The sequence below is a fragment of the Mesorhizobium sp. M0306 genome (assembly GCF_040321655.1).
Classification (GTDB): Bacteria; Pseudomonadota; Alphaproteobacteria; order Rhizobiales; family Rhizobiaceae; genus Mesorhizobium.
In genome coordinates this window covers 334,491-354,146 of the sequence record NZ_JAMYRY010000002.1, presented here as the reverse complement: position 1 = coordinate 354,146, position 19,656 = coordinate 334,491, and the positions used below count along the sequence as shown (strand labels likewise).

Below are 19,656 nucleotides of genomic sequence, written 5' to 3'. Positions count from 1 at the left end.
GCCATTTGCCTTCAAATATATGCGCAATTGGCACATAGCACAAGGGAAGTATCAGAGTTCGGGCTTTTCAACATCGCCTGTCTCGGTTAAAAGCCCAGCCATGACGAGCTTTTCGCGCCTTCTCGCGACTGCGATACGAATTACAGGCCCGGTGTTCCGGGCGGCCTGACCGCCGCCGGAGCCGCCGGGAATCTTGCGCGCGGCCTCTCGCGCTTTTTCCAGATCATGATAGTTCAACCCCCGGGCTCTTTTGCCGCCGGGCAAACGCATATGGCAGACGAATGACTGATACTGAGACCGCCGAGACGATCGACTATTCCAAAACACTCTACCTGCCGCAGACGGATTTCCCGATGCGCGCCGGTTTGCCGGAAAAGGAACCGCTGCTGGTCAAGCGCTGGCAGGACATGGACCTTTATCGCAAGTTGCGCGAAGACGCAGCCGGCCGCGAAAAATACGTGCTGCACGACGGCCCGCCCTATGCGAACGGCAACATCCATATCGGCCATGCGCTGAACAAGATCCTCAAGGACGTCATCACCCGCTCGTTCCAGATGCGCGGCTATGATTCGAACTATGTACCCGGTTGGGATTGCCACGGCCTGCCGATCGAATGGAAGATCGAGGAGCAGTACCGCGCCAAGGGCAAGAACAAGGACGAGGTGCCGGTCAACGAATTCCGGCAGGAGTGCCGCGAGTTTGCGGCGCACTGGATCAAGGTGCAGGGTTCCGAATTCCAGCGGCTCGGTGTCGTCGGCGACTTCGACAATCCCTATACGACAATGGCTTTCCATGCCGAGGCGCGCATCGCCGGCGAGCTGCTGAAATTCGCCATGTCCGGCCAGCTCTATCGCGGCTCCAAGCCGGTGATGTGGAGCGTCGTCGAGCGCACCGCGCTGGCCGAGGCGGAGGTCGAATACCAGGACTATGAGTCGGACACGATCTGGGCGAAGTTTCCGGTCGTCAACCTCGCTCGCCAGGTTATCAACATCGAGGATGGGCAGCCAGCTTTGGATCCGAAGCTGACGCAGACGTCGCTCGATCTGCTTGATGCCAACGTTGTCATCTGGACGACGACGCCGTGGACAATCCCCGGCAACCGCGCCGTCAATTACTCGCCGCGCATCAACTATGGTCTCTACGAGGTTACCGCGGCCGAGAACGCCTTTGGTCCCCAGCCCGGCGAAAAGCTGATCTTTGCCGAGAAACTTGCAGACGACGCTGCCGCGAAGGCCAAGGTTACCTTGAATCGGCTTCGCAACGTTGGCGCCGAAGAGCTTGAAAATCTTACGCTTTCGCATCCCCTCAAAAGTCTGGGCGGCGGCTACGATTTTCCCGTGCCGATGCTCGCCGGCGATCATGTCACCGACGATGCCGGCACCGGTTTCGTCCACACCGCGCCGGGACACGGCCGCGAAGACTTCGACGCCTGGATGGATGCAGCCTCTGATCTTCGCCAGCGCGGTATCGACACTGCGATCCCCTTCACGGTCGACGATGCCGGCTTCTTCACCAAGGACGCGCCGGGCTTCGGCCCGGACCGCGAGGGTGGAGCGGCGCGCGTCATCGACGACAATGGCAAAAAAGGCAATGCCAACCAGGCTGTCATCGACGAGCTGATCAAGCGCAACGCGCTGTTCGCGCGCGGCCGGCTGAAGCATTCCTATCCGCATTCCTGGCGCTCAAAGAAGCCAATCATCTTCCGCAACACGCCCCAATGGTTCGTCTATATGGACAAGGAGCTTGGCGACGGCACGACGCTGCGCAGCCGCGCGCTGAAGGCCATTGACGATACCCGCTTCGTGCCCGCCGCCGGCCAGAACCGCATCCGCGCCATGATCGAGGAGCGCCCCGACTGGGTGCTGTCGCGCCAGCGCGCCTGGGGCGTGCCGATCGCCGTCTTTGCCGATGCCGACGGCAATGTGCTGCGCGACGAGGCGGTCAACCAGCGCATCATGGACGCCTTTGAGAAGGAGGGCGCCGACGCCTGGTTCGCCGCCGGCGCCAAGGAGCGGTTCCTCGGCAATCACGATGCCTCGAAATGGCAGCAGGTGATGGACATCCTCGACGTCTGGTTCGATTCGGGCTCGACGCATGCCTTCACGCTTGAAGACCGGCCGGACCTGAAATGGCCGGCCGACGTCTATCTCGAAGGCTCCGACCAGCATCGCGGCTGGTTCCACTCCTCGCTGCTCGAAAGCTGCGGCACCAGGGGCAGGGCGCCCTACGACACCGTCGTCACCCATGGCTTCACCATGGATGAGGAGGGGCGGAAAATGTCGAAGTCGCTCGGTAACACCGTCGTGCCGCAGGACGTCATCAAGCAGTCCGGCGCCGACATCTTGCGGCTGTGGGTGGTGACGACCGATTATTGGGAAGACCAGCGGCTCGGCAAGAACGTGCTGCAGACCAACATCGACGCCTACCGCAAGCTGCGCAACACGGTTCGCTGGATGCTGGGCACGCTCGCCCATGACGACGGCGAGGAGGTGCCGCTGGACAAGATGCCGGAGCTGGAGCGGCTGATGCTGCACCGGCTCGCTGAACTCGATGAAGTCGTACGCTCAGGCTACGACGCCTTCGAATTCAAGCGCATCACCCGCGCGCTGCTCGACTTCATGGTGGTCGAGCTGTCGGCGCTCTATTTCGACATCCGCAAGGACGCGCTTTACTGCGAAGCGCCTTCCAGCGTGAAGCGCAAGGCTTCCGTCCAGGTGGTGCGCCATCTCTTCGACTGCCTGGTGAAATGGCTGGCGCCGATGCTGCCCTTCACCATGGAAGAGGCTTGGCTCGACCGTCATCCGGATGCGGTCTCCCTGCATCTCGACCAGTTCCCGGAGATCCCGGCGGACTGGAAGAACGAGGCGCTGTCGGAGAAGTGGCGCAAGGTGCGGCAGGTCCGCCGTGTCGTCACCGGCGCGTTGGAAATCGCCCGTGCGCAGAAGGTCATCGGCTCTTCGCTGGAAGCGGTGCCGGTCGTCACCCTCGACGATGCCGTGCTCGAAGCGGCGATCGCCGATGTCGACATGGCCGAGATGGCGATCACCAGCGATCTGGTAATCGTGCACGGCAAGGCGCCGGCGGGCAGCTTTACCCTCGACGACGTCAAGGGCGTCGCCGTGGTCGTCGAGAAGGCGGAGGACCGCGGCCTGGTGAAATGCGCGCGCTCCTGGCGCTACACCGCCGATGTCGGCTCAGATCCGGAATTCCCCGATGTTTCGGCCCGTGACGCCGCTGTCCTGCATGAGCTGAAAGCTTTGAGCCGCCTCTAAGGCGGTGCACAAATGCCACGGCGGGCGGCCGATCGGCCCCCGCGCGTTGCCCTTAACGAGTGGTTGAGGTAAACACGCGAAACTCCGGACGACAAATTGTCGCCGGAATTCCGTCGGAAGAGCATAGGCGATGGGGACCGGACCTTTCTTTGGCCGGCGGCAATCGAGAGGCTGTCTACAGTGGGACTTTTTGGCATGACCGAGAGAACTTACGCGCGCGTTGCGCTGCTAGCGCCGCTTGTCGTATCGGGCCTCGCTTTGTCCGGCTGCATGGGCTCGCCCACTTACGGGACCGACAAGACCGCGGGCGCGCAGCTTGCCGGTGACCTCACCGGGGCGTTTTCCTTCGCACCCAAGCGCAAGGATAGTATCGACTACAAGCCGCGCCCCACGCTGGTGAAGCCAGGGCCGGGGCAGAAGGAAGTCTTGCCGCCGCCGCAGGAAAGCATCGAGACGGCAAGCGCCGAATGGCCCGAATCGCCGGAGCAGCGCCGTGCCCGCCTGCGCGCCGATGCCACGCTGCATCAGGACGACCCGGCCTACCAGGCGCAGGTCATCGATGACGTGCAGACGGATCCGGCGTCGGTCAAGGCCGCGCTGAAGCAGTCGGGCTCGAGCCACCCGCCAGCCTGGACTCCGGCCGATTCGGACAAGGGCCGCGCCGCGGAAATCATGCGCCGCCGGGCTGAAGGCAAACAGGGCGACCCGACCACCCGCAGATATCTGAGCGAGCCGCCGGTGCAATACCGCGCTGCTGCCGACACTGCGCCGCAGGGCGACCTCGGCGAGGACGAGTACAAGAAGGAACGACGCCTCAAGAAGGAGGCGGCCGCCAAGAGCAAGAGTGGCGGCATGTTCGACTGGCTGCCTTGGTAGCCTGACGGCGCCAGAGACTTTCTGGCCTGGATTGGTTGACTTGGATTTGGACCGTCTGGCGGACCAGAAAATCAGGGTCCGCGTCGCTCGCGAAAAAAGTCTTTCAGCAGCGCTGCTGCAGCGTTCTCGCCCATGCCCGGATAGATGTCGGGCACATGGTGGCAGGTCGGTGACGTGAAGAAGCGAACGCCGTTGACCACTGCGCCGCCCTTCTCGTCGGCAGCGCCGAAATAGAGCCGGCGCAGCCTGGCGAAGGAGATGGCGCCGGCGCACATGGCGCACGGCTCCAGCGTCACATAGAGATCGTGGCCGCTGAGCCGCTCGCTGGAAAGCTTGCGGCAGGCCTCGCGGATCGCCAGCATCTCGGCATGGGCGGTGGGATCGGCGAACTCGCGGGTGCGGTTGCCGGCACTCGCAACGACCGTATCGCCGCCGACGACGACCGCGCCAACCGGCACTTCGCCACGCAGGGCGGCGGCTTCGGCTTCTTTCAGCGCCAGCGCCATGAAATCCTGCCGCTTCACGCGGTTTCCATTCCGATTATCTCCTCGCCACTAGAGCGCGATCCTGTTACTACCCGCGCAAACGAGCAAAGGCCACATGGACGACAAAAACAAGAAATTCCCGCGCAAGGCCGGCCCGAAACCGGCGGGGCCGCGCGGTCGCGATAGCGCTCACGGCAAGGGCGGCAAGCCGTCCTTCGGCGCCAAAAAACCTTATGCTCCGCGCGGCGACCGGCCGGCGGCGGCCGAAGGCGAACGGCCGAAGCGCGACTTCAAAGGCGGCGACAGGCCGTTCAGCAAAGTGCCGCGTCCGGAAGGCAAGCCTTATGAAAAGCGCGAGGGTCCACGCAAGCCTTATGCGCCGCGCGGCGACCGGCCAGAAGCTGCCGAAGGCGAGCGGCCGAAGCGCGACTTCAAAGGCGGCGACAGGCCGTTCAGCAAAGGGGCGCGTCCGGAGGGCAAGCCTTATGAAAATCGCGAAGGTCCGCGCAAGCCTTACGCACCGCGCGGCGACCGGCCGGCAGCTGCCGAAGTCGAGGGCGGCGAGAGGCGCTTCGACCATCCCAAGCGTGACTTCGGCGATCGTCCCAAACGTGATTTTGGCGGCGATCGACCCCATGGGGCACAAAGGGCACAGGCGGCATCGGAAGGCGGCTTCAAGCCGCGCCCGCGTCGCGTCGAGGCAACGGAAGAAGCCGGCGAACGCATTGCCAAGCGGCTGGCGCGTGCCGGCCTGGCCTCGCGCCGCGACGCCGAGGAACTGATTGCGGCCGGCCGCGTCAAGGTCAATGGCAAGGTGTTGTCCTCGCCGGCCTTCAACGTGATGCCCGGCGACATCATCCATCTCGACGGCATGGAGATCCCGCCGATCGAGCGCACCAGGCTGTTCCTGTTCCACAAGCCGGCCGGCGTGGTCACGACAAACCGCGATCCCGAAGGCCGCAAAACCGTCTTCGACGTGCTGCCGCCTGGGCTGCCGCGGCTGATGACCATCGGCCGGCTCGACATCAACACCGAAGGCCTGCTGCTGCTCACCAACGATGGCGGCCTGTCGCGGGTGCTCGAACTGCCGGCCACCGGCTGGCTCAGGCGCTATCGCGTGCGCGTCCACGGCAAGGTCGAAGAAAGCGCGCTTGCCGGCCTGCGCGAAGGCCTTGCCGTCGACGGCGTCTTTTATGGCGCCATCGAAGCGACGCTCGACCGCGAGCAGGGCTCGAACGCCTGGCTGACACTCGGCCTGCGCGAAGGCAAGAACCGCGAGGTCAGGAACATCCTGGGCTCGCTCGGTCTCGACGTGACGCGGCTGATCCGTATTTCCTACGGGCCGTTCCAGCTCGACGATTTGCCGGAAGGCCATGTGCTGGAGATCAAGGGCCGCGTGCTGCGCGACCAGCTCGGTGAGCGCCTGGTCGAGGAATCAGGCGCCAATTTCGATGCCGATATCGCCAAGCCGTTTTCCAACAAACCGGTCAGGCGTGAGCGGGAGGAGGAGCCCGAGCGGCCGAAATTCACCCGCGACGGCGAACGCCGGCCGATCGGCGAGGGCGGCCTGATCAAGAACCGCAAGCGCCGCGAAGGCAGCCGCGACGAAGCGCTCGGCAAGCTGTCGACAAGCCCCGACAGGAGCTTTGGGCCGAAAAAGAGCTTTGGCGAGCGTGGCCCCAGACCTGAACGCGGCGACTTCGGGGACAAACCCCGTGGCGACAAGCCTCGTGGCGGCTTCGGTGGGAAGAAATCCGAACGCGAGCAGCGGCCGATCGAGCCGCCGGGCCAGCGCAAGGCCAATGTCTGGATGGCGCCGGGCGCACGGCCGATCGGCAAGGGCAGGGCTGAGGCAGATGCCGCCAAGGCGGCAGAAAACAAGGCGCGCAAGGCCTCGTTCAAGCCGTCTTACGGCAAGCCCGGCGGCAAGCCGCAAGGCGGCGGCGCAAAGCCGTTCGGAAAGCCACGCGGCGAGCGTCCGGATAGTGGTGGCGACCGGCCGCGTGGCGGCCCGAAGGGAAGCAATGCGGATCGTCGGCGGTGAGTTTCGCGGGCGTCCGCTGGCGACGCCCCGCACCTTTGCCATCCGCCCGACCACTGACCGCACGCGTGAGGCGGTCTTCAACGTGCTGGCGCATCGCTTTTCCGAAAAACTGAACGGCGCGCGCGTGCTCGACCTGTTCGCCGGCACCGGCGCGCTCGGCCTCGAAGCGCTGTCGCGCGGCGCCTCCTACGCTGTCTTCATCGAGGAATCGGCCGAAGGGCGCGGCCTGATCCGCACCAATGTCGAGGCCTTCGGCCTCACCGGCCGCACCAAGATATTCCGCCGCGACGCGACGGGCTTGGGCGAGGCGGGCACCATCGCCGCATTTGGCCTGGTCTTTGCCGATCCGCCCTATGGCAAAGGCCTTGGCGAACGCGCTTTGCGCTCGGCCAAGGCCGGCGGCTGGCTAGCCCCTGGCGCGCTCTGCGTCATCGAGGAAGCGGCGGCGGCGCCGTTCGAGGCAGGGCCGGGCTTTTCGGTTGTCGACGAGCGCAACTATGGCGAGACGGTCATCCGGTTCATCGAGGCCGCCTGAGTTCGGCTTCCACGATGGCGCCTTCAAAATGACGAACAATTCGCTTTGCCTCGACCAGCAACCCCGCCTATCGTCCCACCACAAACCGGAGCCATCTATGACATTTCAGGCTGAATGGCTGCGCGGGACGCTCTTGGGGCTGGCCCTGGCGATGGCCGCGCCAGCTCTGGCGGATAACAATCCTGACGACGGCGTCGTGACCGATTTCCTGCTCGACAACGGCATGGAAGTCGTCGTCATCCCCGATCACCGCGCCCCGATTGTCACCCATATGGTCTGGTACAAGATCGGCAGCGCCGACGAGCCGCCGGGCAAGTCCGGCATTGCCCATTTCTTCGAGCATCTGATGTTCAAGGCGACCAGCGACCATGCGGCCGGCGAGCTCGACCGCGCCGTCGCTTCCATCGGCGGCTCAGACAACGCCTTCACCTCCTACGACTACACCGCCTTTCACGAGACGGTGGTGCCGCAGGCGCTCGGTGAGATGATGGGCTTCGAGGCCGACCGCATGCGCAATCTCATCCTCAACGACGATGTCATCAAGACCGAGCGCGAAGTCATCCTCGAGGAGCGCCGCTCGCGCATCGACTCAAATCCGCAGGCGGTGCTCGACGAGGAGATCGACGCCACGCTGTGGCAGAACCAGCCCTACCGCATTCCGGTCATCGGCTGGATGCAGGAGATGGAGAAGCTGAACCGCACCGACGCGAGGGCTTTCTACAACAAATATTATACACCCAATAACGCCGTGCTGGTGGTGGCCGGCGATGTCGAGCCGGAAACGGTCAAAGCGCTGGCCGAAAAGACCTATGGCAAGATCGCGCGCGGCCCGGATCTGCCGCCGCGCATCCGCCCCGTCGAGCCCGAGCAGAACACCAGGCGCACGGTGACGCTGACCGACGGGCGCGTCAGCGTGCCGAGCTTCACCACGCAATGGGTGGTTCCGTCCTATCACACGGCAAAACCGGGCGAAGCCGAAGCGCTCGACGTGCTGTCCGAAATCCTCGGCGGCGGCAACCGCAGCCGGCTCTACCAGGAGCTTGTCGTCAGGCAAGGCATCGCCGCCGAGGCTGGCGCCTTCTTCCAGGGCACCATGCTCGACGACACCAATTTCACCGTCTATGGCGCGCCGCGCGGCGATGCCAAGCTTGCCGACATCGAAGCCGCGGTCGACGCCGAGATCGCCCGCATCGCGAAAGACGGCGTCACCAGCGACGAGCTGGATAAATCCAAGGACCGTTTCGTACGCTCGATGATCTTTGCCCGCGACAAGCAGGAGGACATGGCCAACATCTACGGCTCGACGCTTGCCACCGGCGGCAACGTCCAGGACGTCCAGCAATGGCCGGACCGCATCCGCAAGGTCACCGCCGACCAGGTCAAGGCGGTCGCTGCCCGCTATCTCAATCTCGACCACGCAACGACCGGCTATCTTCTGCCGCAAACCCAGGCTGGGAATTGACTCGATGATGAGCTTGAGAGTTGGCGCTGCCCCTCACCTGCCTGCCGGCATCCTCTCCCCGTATAGTGACTGGGAGAGGGGATCTGTCACTGGCGATTTCGCCAATCGCCAACGTTTGCAGAACGAGCTCCGGGACAGCGGCCAGCCCCTTCTCCCGGTCACTATACGGGGAGAAGTGCCCGGTCCACCCTCCGCAGCTGCGGCGCAGCTGCTGCGGAGGACGGGCAGGGCGATGGGGGGCGGCGCCGACGTCGGCAGTTGGCGCACCGGCTCTCTTTTAGTAACCCTCGTCCTCTCCCTTCTCTTTCTCATCCTGCCGGCGCTTTCGGCTCGTGCCGCCATGAACATCCAGGAGGTGACCTCGTCCAAGGGCATCACCGCCTGGCTGGTGGAGGATTATTCGGTGTCGATCGTCGCCATCCGTTTCGTTTTCGATGGCGGCGCGACGCAGGATCCGCCCGGCAAGGAAGGGCTTGCCAATCTGATGAGCGGCCTGTTCGACGAAGGCGCCGGCAACCTCGACAGCGAGGCCTTCCAGATCAAGCTTGACGATGTCGGCGCCGAGATGAGCTTCGATGCGCAGCGCGACGGCATCTACGGCTCGATGCGCATGCTGGCCGAGCAGCGCGACGGCGCCTTCGACCTGTTGCGCGTGGCGGTCAACCAGCCGCGCTTCGACCAGGTGCCGATCGACCGCATCCGCTCGCAGATCCTGTCCGGCATCATCGCCAACGAGCGCGATCCCGACACGCTCGCCCAACGCAAATGGCTGGACGCGATCTACGGCCGGCATCCCTATGCGCGGCCCGACCAGGGCACCAGGCAAAGCATCGCGACGATCACGCCGGCCGATCTCAGCGCCTTCCACAAGGCGAATTTCGCCCGCAACGGCCTGCATGTCGCGGTGGTCGGCGCCATCGACGCCGAGACGCTGAAGCAGAAGCTCGATCTGGTGTTCGGCAGCCTGCCGGAAAAGCAGGCGCTTGCGCCCGTTCCCGACATCGACCTGAAGCTCGGCCAGCAGCTCGAGGTCGTCTATGACCAGCCGCAGGCCTCGCTGCAACTCGCCTATCCCGGCGTGAAGCGGAATGCGCCGGACTTCTTCGCCGCCGTGCTGATGAACGAGATCCTCGGCGGCGGCACCTTCACCTCGCGGCTGTTCGACGAGGTGCGCGAGAAGCGCGGCCTGGCCTACAGCGTCAGCTCCGACCTCGTCGACCACGAGCACTCCGAGGCGCTATCCATCACCACCTCGACCCGCGCCGATAGGGCGGCCGAGACGCTGGCCGTGGTGCGCGACGTGGTCAAGCGCATGGCCGAGGAGGGGCCGACCGAAGCCGAGCTGGCGGCGACCAAGAAATACATGATCGGTGCCTATGCCATCAACAATCTGAATTCCTCCGGCGCGATCGCCTCAACGCTGGTCGAGATCCAGCTCGGCAAGCTCGGCATCGACTACATGCAGCGCCGAGCCGCGCTGATAAACGCGGTGACGCTGGACCAGGTGAAAGCGGTGGCGAAAAAGCTGCTCTCAGCCGAGCCGGCCGTCATGGTGGTCGGGCCGAAGCTCGGCGCGGCCAACAAGGGATGAGCCCTAGCTTCGGCATCGCCTTTGGCGGCGGCGGCGCGCGTGGGCTGGCGCATATCCATGTCATCGAGGTGCTGGACGAACTGGGCATAAGGCCGGCGGCAATCGCCGGCTCGTCGATCGGCGCCATCATGGGCGCCGGCATGGCCTCGGGCATGACCGGCAAGGACATCCACGATTATACGCGCTTGATCCTCGGCCGCCGCGCCGAAGTGGCGACGCGCATGTGGCGGGCGCGGCCCGGCACTTTTGCCGAGGTGGTGCAGGGCGGCCTGCGGGTCAGCCAGTTCAATGTCGAGCGCATCCTCAAGGCATTCCTGCCCGACGCCATTCCCGAGACCTTCGCCGAACTCAAAATACCGCTGAAGGTGACGGCAACGGACTTTTATGGCCACAAGCTCGCCGTGCTCGACGAAGGCGAGCTGCATTCGGCGCTGGCCGCCTCGGCGGCGATCCCGGCGGTGTTCCGCCCGGTGATGCGCGACGGCAGGCTGCTGATCGACGGCGGCATCTACAATCCCGTGCCGTTCGACCTGATCGAACTCGACGCCGACATCATCATCGCCGTCGACGTGGTCGGCGCGCCGACCGAGGCGGGCCGCAAATTCCCGACCTCCGTCGACCTGATGTTCGGCGCCACGCAGCTGATGATGCAGTCGATCATCGCCAGCAAGCTGAACCAGGGCCGGCCCGACATATTGATCAGGCCGGCGGTGTCGAAATACCGCGTGCTCGATTTCATGAAGGTCGAGGCGCTGATGGCCGAGACGGTGGCGATCAAGGACGAACTGAAGCGCGAGATCGAAAAGGCGATCGAGGCCCGCGCCAAGGCCGAAACCAGCAAGCGCACCAACCGTCTCGGCGGATGACAGCCGTCAGGCGTCCGGCGTCAGCGTCCGCTGGACCATGAGCGTCTCCTTCGTAAGTGGGCGCGGATCAGCTCGCGATTGGCGCCAATCTCAGCCCCACTTCATCTCGCCGGTGGCAACCTTGGAGCCGATGTCGAGCGCAACGCCCATGCCGAGACGGGGGAAGCGGGCTTCCATGGCGCTCTTCAGCGCGGCAGCGTCCTTGGCCTTGGCCAGTTCTTCCTCGAAGGCGATGAGATACGTCTTGGTGTGCTCGACGCCTGAAAGGTCCGTAGCGGCCTCAGGCGTCATGTGGCCGGGCACGACGATGGCCGGCTTGCGCGCCGCGATCTTTTCGAGATTGGCGAGCCAGGCGGCGCGCTGTTCCTTGGTCGGCGTGTCGGCGGTCCAGACATGCACGCTGGCAAAGATCATCACCCCGCCGAACACCGCGTTCAGTGCCGGCACGAAGAGATAGCGCCGGTTGGCGAGGCCTTCCGCGGCGACGATCTCAATGGTCTCGCCATCGACGCTGAGCGCCTTGCCGTCGAATGCTTCCGGGATGACGATATCGGCCAGCGCCTGCGGGCCATTCTCCTTGAGCTGCGGCCCCCAGACGGCGAGCTTCTTTTCGACATTGCCGTTGATGGCGGCCACCGTCTCGGCCGCGGCGATCACCTGTGCCTGCGGGAACGCCTGCTTGATCGGCTTGAGGCCGAAATAGTAGTCCGGGTCGGACTGGCTGACATAGATGGTGGTGAGCGTCTTGCCGGTCGCCTTGATCGCCTCGGCCACGGCCCGGCCGTCGGGGTAGGTGAAACCGCCATCGATCAGCACGGCTTCGGTGGCGCCGGAGACCAGCACCGGGGCGCGGAAGAAGCCGTTTTGCCCGGCCGGAAAATGCTTCCAGGAAAGCCCGCCGGCCGCATGGCCGAGCCCGGCGGGAGCAAAGACCGCGGCGGCGCCGGCGGCGAGGGTGGTTTTCATGATGGCTCTCCGTGTGAACATGGATGTCTCCTGGGAATGCGGAATTCGGCAGCCTCGATGCACGCAAGATGGCAAAAGCGGTATGCGTATTGAAGGCCAACAAAATAGACGTAATGTATGCCATTGCCTGACAATGAGACTGCCATGAGCGAAGCATGAACCTGAACCGGCTGGCCTATTTCGCGGCGGTGGTCGATGCCGGCTCGTTCACGCGGGCCGCCGAGCGGCTCGGCATCACCAAGGCGGTCGTCAGCCAGCAGGTGGCGCGGCTGGAGCGCGATGTCGGAACGACGCTGCTGATCCGCACGACGCGGCGCGTCCATCCGACCGAAGCCGGCCGGACATTCCATGCCCGCTGCCTGCAAGTCCTGCAGCAGGCCGAGGATGCCTTCGACGAGCTCGCCCAGGCCGCCGCCGAGCCGACCGGCACGCTGCGCATCGCCGCCTCCAACGACTACGGCACGTCGGCGGTGGTGCCGGTGGTCGCCGCCTTCAGCGCGCGCTATCCCGCCTGCCGGGTGGAGCTGACGCTGGGCGACGAGACGATCGACCTGGTTTCCGGCCACATCGACGTGGCGATCCGCATCGGCTGGCTGGCCGATTCCAGCCTGCAGGCGCGGCGCATCGGCACCTTCCAACAATTCATGGTGTGCGGCGCCGGCTTTGAAAAGCGGTTCACCGCCGGCGAACCGCAGGACCTTGCCGGGCTGCCCTTCGTCGCCAACATGGCGCTGCGCGAACCGCTGCTATGGCAATTTTCGCGCGGCGACAACGAGCAGCAGGCCGTGCGCATGCAGGCAACGATTTCGATCGACGCGACGCCGGCAGTGCTGGCGGCGGTCCGCGCCGGCGCCGGCCTGTCGGTGCTGCCGGACTTTTTGGTGCGGGACGAGCTGGCCGCCGGACGGCTGGTGCAGATCCTGCCCGAGTGGCGGCTGCCCGCGGGCGGCATCTACACAGTCTACCCCGCCGCCCGCTTCCGCCCGCCCAAGGTGACGAGGTTCGTCGAGATGCTGGTCGCGGCTGAGCAGAAGGTGGGGCAGGCGGGCAGGGGCGCTGATGGCCGAAGCTGCTAATCTCCCCCCTTGAGGGGGAGATGGCCGGCAGGCCAGAGGGGGTCGGTTCGACCGGGCGCGGCCTCCCTCTTGCGTCGGTGGGGGTTGGCGCATTACGCGAGACGACCCCCTCTGCCCTGCCGGGCATCTCCCCCTCAAGGGGGGAGATTGGCTCATCACGCCGTCCCAGCCGCATATTCCAGCGCCACCACGCCGTTGCTGAATTGCGTGGCCGAGATCAGCTCGAGCGGCAATTGTGCGCCGGGCGGGAACAGCAGCTTGCCCTGGCCGACGGCACCGGGGTAGCTGAGCAGCCTGATGCGGTCGACAAGGCCATGGCGCAGCAATTCCTGCGCGACGCTGAGGCTGCCATGCACATAGATGTTGCCGCCGCTGCCTTGCTTCAGCCCTCTGACCGCGTCCGGCAAGGCGCCAGTCAGCAACTCGGCCGGTTGCCAGTCAAGCGCCGTCAAACTGGTCGAGGCGACATATTTCGGCAGCGCGTTGAACCGGTCGGCAAAATCTCCGGTTTCCTTGGGCCACGAGCCGGCAAAGATCTCATAGGTCGTGCGCCCCAAAAGCATGGCGCCGCTATCGGCAAGCTCGTCGTCCTTGAACTTTTGCATTTCATCGTTCCAGGCCACGCTCGGCAGCTTCTCGACCTCGGCAATGCCATCGACGCTGATGAATTCGGTGATGATGAGTTTTCTCATGGCGGGTTCCTTCTGTCGGGGGACGGATGGCGCGAGCCTTATGCGACATGCGCCGTCAACTAGCGCGGCGCTTTTTCAGGGGCAGGGCTTTCCCTGTTCGCTTCCAAAGAGCGATGGCCGCCTCTGCACCTAAGCCGCCCGTCGTTCGGTCATGCCACAAGGTCCGCATCGGGTGTGGGGCCGGTCTTTTTTGCCTGTCCCCGATTGGATCTGGTTCGTAATTACGGGCTGCCTACAAGTTGGCAATACCGGCTTTCAGCAGTCCTTCGCGGACGTGCTGCACGTCAGACTCCTGGGCAAAGTGCAGGGTGGCGATAAATGGATCGAGGTCGAATTGGGGATCGAGCGTTCTGATCTTGCCCAGATGCGCCGCAGCCGCGATTTCGTCGCCGAGCCAGCCGTAGCAGGCAGCGGCGAAAGCGTGCTGAGCCGAGTCCATGGTCGACAGATGCATGAAAGCTTCGATCGCCTCGCCATACTGGCGCGCGGCGAAATGCGCCTTTCCCAGATGGCTCCAGAACCTCTCCGGGTGGTGCGGGTTCAACTGCATTGCCTTGCGGATCCATTCGATTCCCTCTTCCGGCCTCCCCAGCCATGTCAATAGCTCGCCTTGCTGCACCACCACGAGGTCGTAATTGGGATTGAGGGCCAGCGCCCGCTCTTGGTGGTAGCGCGCTGTGGTCAGCTCATTGTTGTTCACGTTCACTGCGGCGAGGATGCGGTGGACATCGGCATCGTTGTTGTCCAGCGCCAGCGCCCTGTCCAGCGCTGCCATGATGTTGTTCCAGACGGCATCCCTGTCTTTGCACCAGTTATGGACCCAGGCCTGGCCAAGAATGCAGGCCCGCCAGGCATGGGCATGGGCATAATCGGGGTCGAGCGTGACGGCCCTTTCTATCAAGGTTTGCGCGCGTTCATTATCGGCAATCGTGCTTCGGTGATGCAGCACCTTGGCAGCAAGCACACATTCATACGCGGCCATGTTTGCAGGTTTCGCCCGCGCGAGCTGGTCCCGCTGAGCCGCCTCGACACGACCGGGCAGCGTGGCTGCGATCGCCGCGGTCACCTCATCCTGTATAGCGAATATGTCGTCCAGCTTCCGGTCATATTTGTCTGCCCAGATATGAGCGTCATTCGCCGTGTCGATGAGCTGAACCGTCACGCGCACCCTGTCGCCGATCTTGCGGACGCTTCCCTCCACCAGGTATTGGACGGCGAGTTTTTCGGCCACCTCGCGCACATTCACGGCGCGGTTCTTGTAGACGAAGGCGGAATTGCGCGAGATGACGAACAGCTCATGGTGGCGGGAGAGTTCGGTGATGATGTCCTCGGTCAGTCCGTCCGCGAAAAATTCCTGCTCGGGGTCGCCGCTCATGTTGCTGAATGGCAGCACCACTATCGAAGGTTTCGAGATGGATCGCTTTGCCTCGACTTCTGGCAGGGCAGGACTGTCAAACCCAACGCGATAGAGGCGAACCGGGCGGCTGATGTTCTTCAACGTCTTCTCGCCCAGGTCCTCCATGGCAATTTCGAGACGGTCGGCAATTTGGGTCGCCACCGCTGCGGTCACGCAGATACCGCCGACGTCGGCGAGTTGCTCGATGCGCGAGGCAATATTGACGCCGTCGCCGAAAATATCATCATCGTCGAAAATGATGTCGCCGAGATTTATGCCGATCCTGAATTCGATACGCCGTTCTTGCGGCACATCCGAATTGCGGCGTTTCATGCGCTGTTGGATTTCCACGGCGCATTTCACGGCATCGGTCACGCTCTGGAACTCAACGAGCATGCCGTCTCCGGTGGTCTTGATGATCCGGCCCTTGTTCTTGGCGATGGCGGGATCGACCAGTTCTATGCGATGGGTCCGAAGACGTGCGAGCGTGCCGGATTCGTCGGCCTCCATTAGCCGACTGTAGCCCGCCATATCGGCAGCCAGAATTGCGGCTAGTCTCTGTTCCATCGCTGAACCAAGAACCAAGCCTACGCTTCCTGGGCTGCCAAATCCAGCACTTTGGGCTTGTGGCTGGAATCAAGAAGTCTTCCTACCGCAGCAGCAGGAAAGGGCGCCTTCCGCCTGGTGGCTGCGAACTCGATCGCATCGATCACGGGAGACGCCCCGATCCGCGCGGCGTCATGCCGGCGCGAACGGTGTTCGGGCCGTGCGAGCGGACGCCGCCCCGTGCCATTCAGTCCTCCCGGTCACCGCGTAGCGAGGCGAACATGTCCCGCACGCTGTCTTCGGAAACGCGGGATTCGCGATATCGGCCCTTGTACTCGTCCATCATCTGGTCGGCCCGATGCTCTTCGTAGTCGTTGAGCTCCGAATAGGCTTTCTGTATCTGCCCAAGCTCGTCGCTGATATCCACACCCAGGCTCGATCCGAAAAGCTCGTAGTCCTCTTGCAGGCCCTCAAATTCGTTGGCATTCCTGCATTCGTGAATCTCTGACGCAATCGACTGTCGCGAATTCTGGAAGGCGGCGCGCAAGGCCGCCAGGGTCGACACACTCTCAGGACCTTCCAGGTCCAACACGCTGACAATTTCTCCCTTTGAGAAAACCTTTTCCCAAATCTCCCCGCACCGGCTGACCTCACCAATCAGCACCGCGCAGGCCCACAAGAGAAGAGCTTTTCCCGCCTGGGAGGAGCGATATCCAAATCGTGGCGTCCGACGCGCAGCCAACGCCCGCCAAGCAGCCCGTCACCCTGCGTGAAGTGGCGGCCATTGCCGGCGTCAGCGTCCGCCACGGCCTCGAAAGCCCTGAACGGGCAGGGGCGGATGACGGCCGAGACGCGGACCCGTATTCGCGAGACGGCGCGGCGGCTCCTTTCGTCGGGCCTGCTGACCAACGACCTATCGCCGCGCTTTCGGCGCCCCTCGTGACGGTCACCGCCCCTGAAGCAACTCTGATGTCTGACGTCATCGTGCGATGCCAAACCGTTGCGCAGGCGGATGCGGGTAACGTCAGCAAAGTGGAACAATCCGGCAGCCGGCGGGTTTGTAGGATGAAGGGCGATCTGTTTCGGAGGAAAATTACGATGAAACGCGTCCTTACCCACCATGCGGTACGGCTGATGCTCGGCGGCGTAACCGCCTGTCTGCTGACGGTCGTCGAGATTCCCAACCCGATTGGGCCATCGTCGCTCGTGTCCGAGGCAAGGGCTGCCACCACCGTTTCGATCAGCACATTCTACGAAGACCTGTCTTCCCATGGTGATTGGGTCTCGTATCACGGAGCGACCGTTTTCGTGCCGGTTGATGTACCTGACGGTTGGCGTCCGTATACCGTTGGACACTGGGCCTATACCGAGCAGTATGGCTGGCTGTGGATATCCGACGAGCCATTCGGCTGGGCGACGTACCATTACGGCCGGTGGGGCTATGCCGACGATATCGGCTGGTACTGGGTTCCGGGCACCCGTTGGGCGCCGGCATGGGTGAGTTGGCGTCGTGACAGGGAGCACATGATTTGGGCTCCGCTGCCGCCGCGCCGCGATCCGGATTTGATTTCAATCGAGGTGACCTTCGACACGACGCCGGATTATTACTGGGTTGTGGTCCCCACCCGCGAATTCCTTGCTGCGGACATTTCTACCGTCGTTATCCGTGATGAGCCGGAGTTTGTGCGCATTGTCGAGGCAGCCGAGCCGGCCGGCGACGTCACGATCCAGAACAATGTGGTGATCAACAAGGTCATTGATGTTGATGTGATCGAGAAGGAGACGAACAAGGAGGTGACTGCCGTCAAGGTCAGCAAGACCGACGCGCCCGAGCAGGCCGGCAAATTGGAAAACGATACGGTCACGGTCTTTGAAGGTAAGGTGAAAGCCGATGCCGATGCCAAACCAGCTAAGCTCAAAGACATCGAGGAGGTGAAGCAGGTTCAGGCTGGCCGCAAATCGAAGCCGACCGAAGGCGCAGCAACGACCGAACAGGCCGAGCCGGAAAAGACCGCCAAGCCTGAGAAGCCGACGACCAAGGAGCAGCCCGCCGCCGAGCAGCAGCAGACCGAGCCCGAGCAGACGGCCAAGCCTGAGAAGCCGAAGACCAAGAAGCAGCCCGCCGCCGAGCAGCAGCAGGCCGAGCCCGAGCAGGCGGCCAAGCCTGAGAAGCCGAAGACCAAGAAGCAGCCCGCCGCGGAACAGCAGCAGGCCGAGCCGGAACAGGCGGCCAAGCCTGAGAAGCCGAAGACCAAGAAGCAGCCCGCCGCCGAGCAGCAGCAGGCCGAGCCGGAGCAGGCGGCCAAGCCTGAGAAGCCGAAGACCAAGAAGCAGCCCGCCGCCGAGCAGCAGCAGGCTGAGCCGGAGCAAGCTGCCAAGCCTGAGAAGCGGAAGGCCAAGGAGCAGCCAGCCGCCGAGCAGCAGCAGGCCGAGCCCGAGCAGGCGGTCAAGCCCAAGCCACAGAAACAGAAAAACAAGGCGTGCGATCCACAGACTGAGAACTGCTAGCTCAGCGGGTAGACTGCGGCACCGCGATTATTCGATCGCGGTGCCCGTCGTGGACCTAGGGCAGACATTCGCAGTTGCCTGCCCGAACAACCAGGCCATTCCCCCTTGCCATCCCCACATCCTTCGTCCTAATCTCCCGCTGAGAAAACCTTTTCCCAAATCGCCCCGCAGCCGCTGACCCCACCATTCAGCACCCGCAGGGGCCATAAGAGAAAAGCTTTTCTCAATGGGAGGATCGATATCCAAATCATGGCGTCCGATGCGCAGCCAACGCCCGTCAAGCAGCCCGTCACTCTGCGTGAGGTGGCGGCCATTGCCGGCGTCAGCGTCGCCACGGCCTCGAAAGCGCTGAACGGGCAGGGGCGGATGACGGCCGAGACGCGGACCCGGATTCGCGAGACGGCGCAGCGGCTTGGCTTTCGCCCGAACAGCCTGGCGCAGAGCCTGCTCAGGCGGCGCTCCTTTACCGTCGGGCTGTTGACCAACGACACCTATGGCCGCTTTTCGCTGCCGCTGATGGCCGGCGTTTCCGATGCGCTGGTCGATGCCGGCGTCTCGGTGTTTTTGTGCAATGTCGAGGACGACCCGCGCCTTGCCCAGCTGCATGTCGATGCCATGCTCGACAAGCGCGTCGACGGCATCATCGCCACCGGCAAGCGCATCGACCGCCATCTGCCGGTCGACCTCGCCAATCTCGGCATTCCGGCGATCTACGCCTTCACCGAGCCCGATCCCAGCGCCATCGCTTTTGTGTCCGACGATGCCGGCGGGGCGCGGCTGGCGGTCGAGCACTTTTGCCGGCTCGGGCGGCGACGCATCGCCCATGTCAGCGGTCCCCCGAGCTTTGCCGTGGTGCATGCCCGCGCCGAGGCCTATCGCGAGGTGCTGGCCGAGAACGGCCTGCCCGTCATGGAGCCGCTGCTCGGCCCGTGGTCGGAGGCCTGGGGCCACGAGGCGGTCAGAAAACTGTTCGACGGCGACGACGGCACGCGCGAAAAGCCCGATGCGGTGTTTTGCGGCAACGACCAGATCGCACGCGGCGTCATCGACGCCTTGCGCGAGCGCGGTATCGGCGTCCCGGACGAGGTCGGCGTCATCGGCTTCGACAATTGGCAGATCGTCGCCGAGGCAACCCGGCCGCCGCTGACCTCGGTCGACATGAATCTCGCAGCACTTGGCCGCGAGGCCGGCCTTGCCTTGCTTTCGCTCGTCGGCGGCGAACCCGCTTTGCCGGGCATCAGAAAACTGCCGTGCCGGCTGGTGGTGCGTCAGTCATGCGGCCGTCCGCCGGACGGCTGAACGAAACGGGCCGTGTCGATAGTCACCCGCTTGGGGGCGCGG

At 64.2% G+C, this 19,656-nt stretch carries 15 protein-coding genes and 1 pseudogene; 11 read left to right on the top strand and 5 right to left on the bottom strand.

Annotation, left to right across the window (positions count from 1 at the left end; translation table 11 throughout):
• Window positions 1-281: 281 nt before the first annotated feature.
• A complete protein-coding gene (gene ileS / locus NKI95_RS06630) occupies window positions 282-3,272 on the top strand; it encodes an isoleucine--tRNA ligase (protein WP_352715086.1) in 2,991 nt (996 codons plus the stop codon).
• 195 nt (window positions 3,273-3,467) lie between these two features.
• On the top strand, window positions 3,468-4,148 hold the full coding sequence (locus NKI95_RS06625; RefSeq protein WP_352715085.1) for a hypothetical protein: 681 nt from the start codon (window positions 3,468-3,470) through the stop codon (window positions 4,146-4,148).
• A 71-nt stretch (window positions 4,149-4,219) separates the two neighbouring features.
• Here the strand turns inward: NKI95_RS06625 and NKI95_RS06620 are convergent, their stop codons facing one another.
• Window positions 4,220-4,672 carry a nucleoside deaminase gene (locus tag NKI95_RS06620; RefSeq protein WP_352715082.1) on the bottom strand — a complete coding sequence of 151 codons (453 nt, stop codon included), beginning with the start codon at window positions 4,670-4,672 and terminating at the stop codon, window positions 4,220-4,222.
• A gap of 76 nt (window positions 4,673-4,748) precedes the next feature.
• Here NKI95_RS06620 and NKI95_RS06615 point away from each other — a divergent pair, with 76 nt between their 5' ends.
• The 5 genes from NKI95_RS06615 to NKI95_RS06595 all read left to right on the top strand — a co-directional run bounded on the left by NKI95_RS06615 (window position 4,749) and on the right by NKI95_RS06595 (window position 11,131).
• Entirely contained in the window at window positions 4,749-6,677 is a 1,929-nt protein-coding gene (locus tag NKI95_RS06615) for a pseudouridine synthase (RefSeq protein WP_352715080.1), read from the top strand.
• Window positions 6,658-7,212 carry a 16S rRNA (guanine(966)-N(2))-methyltransferase RsmD gene (gene rsmD, locus NKI95_RS06610; protein WP_352715078.1) on the top strand — a complete coding sequence of 185 codons (555 nt, stop codon included), beginning with the start codon at window positions 6,658-6,660 and terminating at the stop codon, window positions 7,210-7,212. Before NKI95_RS06615 ends, rsmD begins: the two co-directional genes overlap by 20 nt.
• A gap of 97 nt (window positions 7,213-7,309) precedes the next feature.
• Entirely contained in the window at window positions 7,310-8,674 is a 1,365-nt protein-coding gene (locus NKI95_RS06605) for a M16 family metallopeptidase (RefSeq protein ID WP_352715076.1), read from the top strand.
• Window positions 8,675-8,906: 232 nt separating this feature from the next.
• Window positions 8,907-10,265 (top strand): M16 family metallopeptidase, encoded by a 1,359-nt coding sequence (locus tag NKI95_RS06600; RefSeq protein WP_352715074.1) that lies wholly within the window; start codon window positions 8,907-8,909, stop codon window positions 10,263-10,265.
• Window positions 10,262-11,131 carry a patatin-like phospholipase family protein gene (locus NKI95_RS06595; RefSeq protein WP_352715071.1) on the top strand — a complete coding sequence of 290 codons (870 nt, stop codon included), beginning with the start codon at window positions 10,262-10,264 and terminating at the stop codon, window positions 11,129-11,131. Before NKI95_RS06600 ends, NKI95_RS06595 begins: the two co-directional genes overlap by 4 nt.
• A gap of 90 nt (window positions 11,132-11,221) precedes the next feature.
• Here the strand turns inward: NKI95_RS06595 and NKI95_RS06590 are convergent, their stop codons facing one another.
• Window positions 11,222-12,118 (bottom strand): MBL fold metallo-hydrolase, encoded by an 897-nt coding sequence (locus NKI95_RS06590; protein WP_352715069.1) that lies wholly within the window; start codon window positions 12,116-12,118, stop codon window positions 11,222-11,224.
• Window positions 12,119-12,252: 134 nt separating this feature from the next.
• Between NKI95_RS06590 and NKI95_RS06585 the strand changes: the two genes are divergently transcribed.
• Complete coding sequence (locus tag NKI95_RS06585; RefSeq protein WP_352715067.1) at window positions 12,253-13,173, top strand: LysR family transcriptional regulator; 921 nt, start codon at window positions 12,253-12,255, stop codon at window positions 13,171-13,173.
• Window positions 13,174-13,328: 155 nt separating this feature from the next.
• On the opposite strand, the gene NKI95_RS06580 is transcribed toward NKI95_RS06585, so the two are convergent.
• The 3 genes from NKI95_RS06580 to NKI95_RS06570 form a co-directional block, all read right to left on the bottom strand.
• Complete coding sequence (locus NKI95_RS06580) at window positions 13,329-13,865, bottom strand: dihydrofolate reductase family protein (RefSeq protein ID WP_352715065.1); 537 nt, start codon at window positions 13,863-13,865, stop codon at window positions 13,329-13,331.
• 232 nt (window positions 13,866-14,097) lie between these two features.
• On the bottom strand, window positions 14,098-15,828 hold the full coding sequence (locus tag NKI95_RS06575) for an adenylate/guanylate cyclase domain-containing protein (protein WP_352715063.1): 1,731 nt from the start codon (window positions 15,826-15,828) through the stop codon (window positions 14,098-14,100).
• A 226-nt stretch (window positions 15,829-16,054) separates the two neighbouring features.
• Window positions 16,055-16,471 carry a hypothetical protein gene (locus NKI95_RS06570; RefSeq protein WP_352715061.1) on the bottom strand — a complete coding sequence of 139 codons (417 nt, stop codon included), beginning with the start codon at window positions 16,469-16,471 and terminating at the stop codon, window positions 16,055-16,057.
• 56 nt (window positions 16,472-16,527) lie between these two features.
• Here NKI95_RS06570 and NKI95_RS06565 point away from each other — a divergent pair.
• The 3 genes and pseudogenes from NKI95_RS06565 to NKI95_RS06555 form a co-directional block, all read left to right on the top strand.
• Window positions 16,528-16,744, top strand: a pseudogene (locus NKI95_RS06565) (LacI family DNA-binding transcriptional regulator); the annotation flags it as partial.
• A gap of 32 nt (window positions 16,745-16,776) precedes the next feature.
• Entirely contained in the window at window positions 16,777-18,315 is a 1,539-nt protein-coding gene (locus NKI95_RS06560; RefSeq protein WP_352715059.1) for a DUF6600 domain-containing protein, read from the top strand.
• Window positions 18,316-18,564: 249 nt separating this feature from the next.
• The gene (locus NKI95_RS06555; protein ID WP_352715057.1) at window positions 18,565-19,614 is read left to right on the top strand and encodes a LacI family DNA-binding transcriptional regulator; all 1,050 of its coding nucleotides are present in this window, start codon (window positions 18,565-18,567) and stop codon (window positions 19,612-19,614) included.
• The last annotated feature ends 42 nt before the right edge of the window (window positions 19,615-19,656 follow it).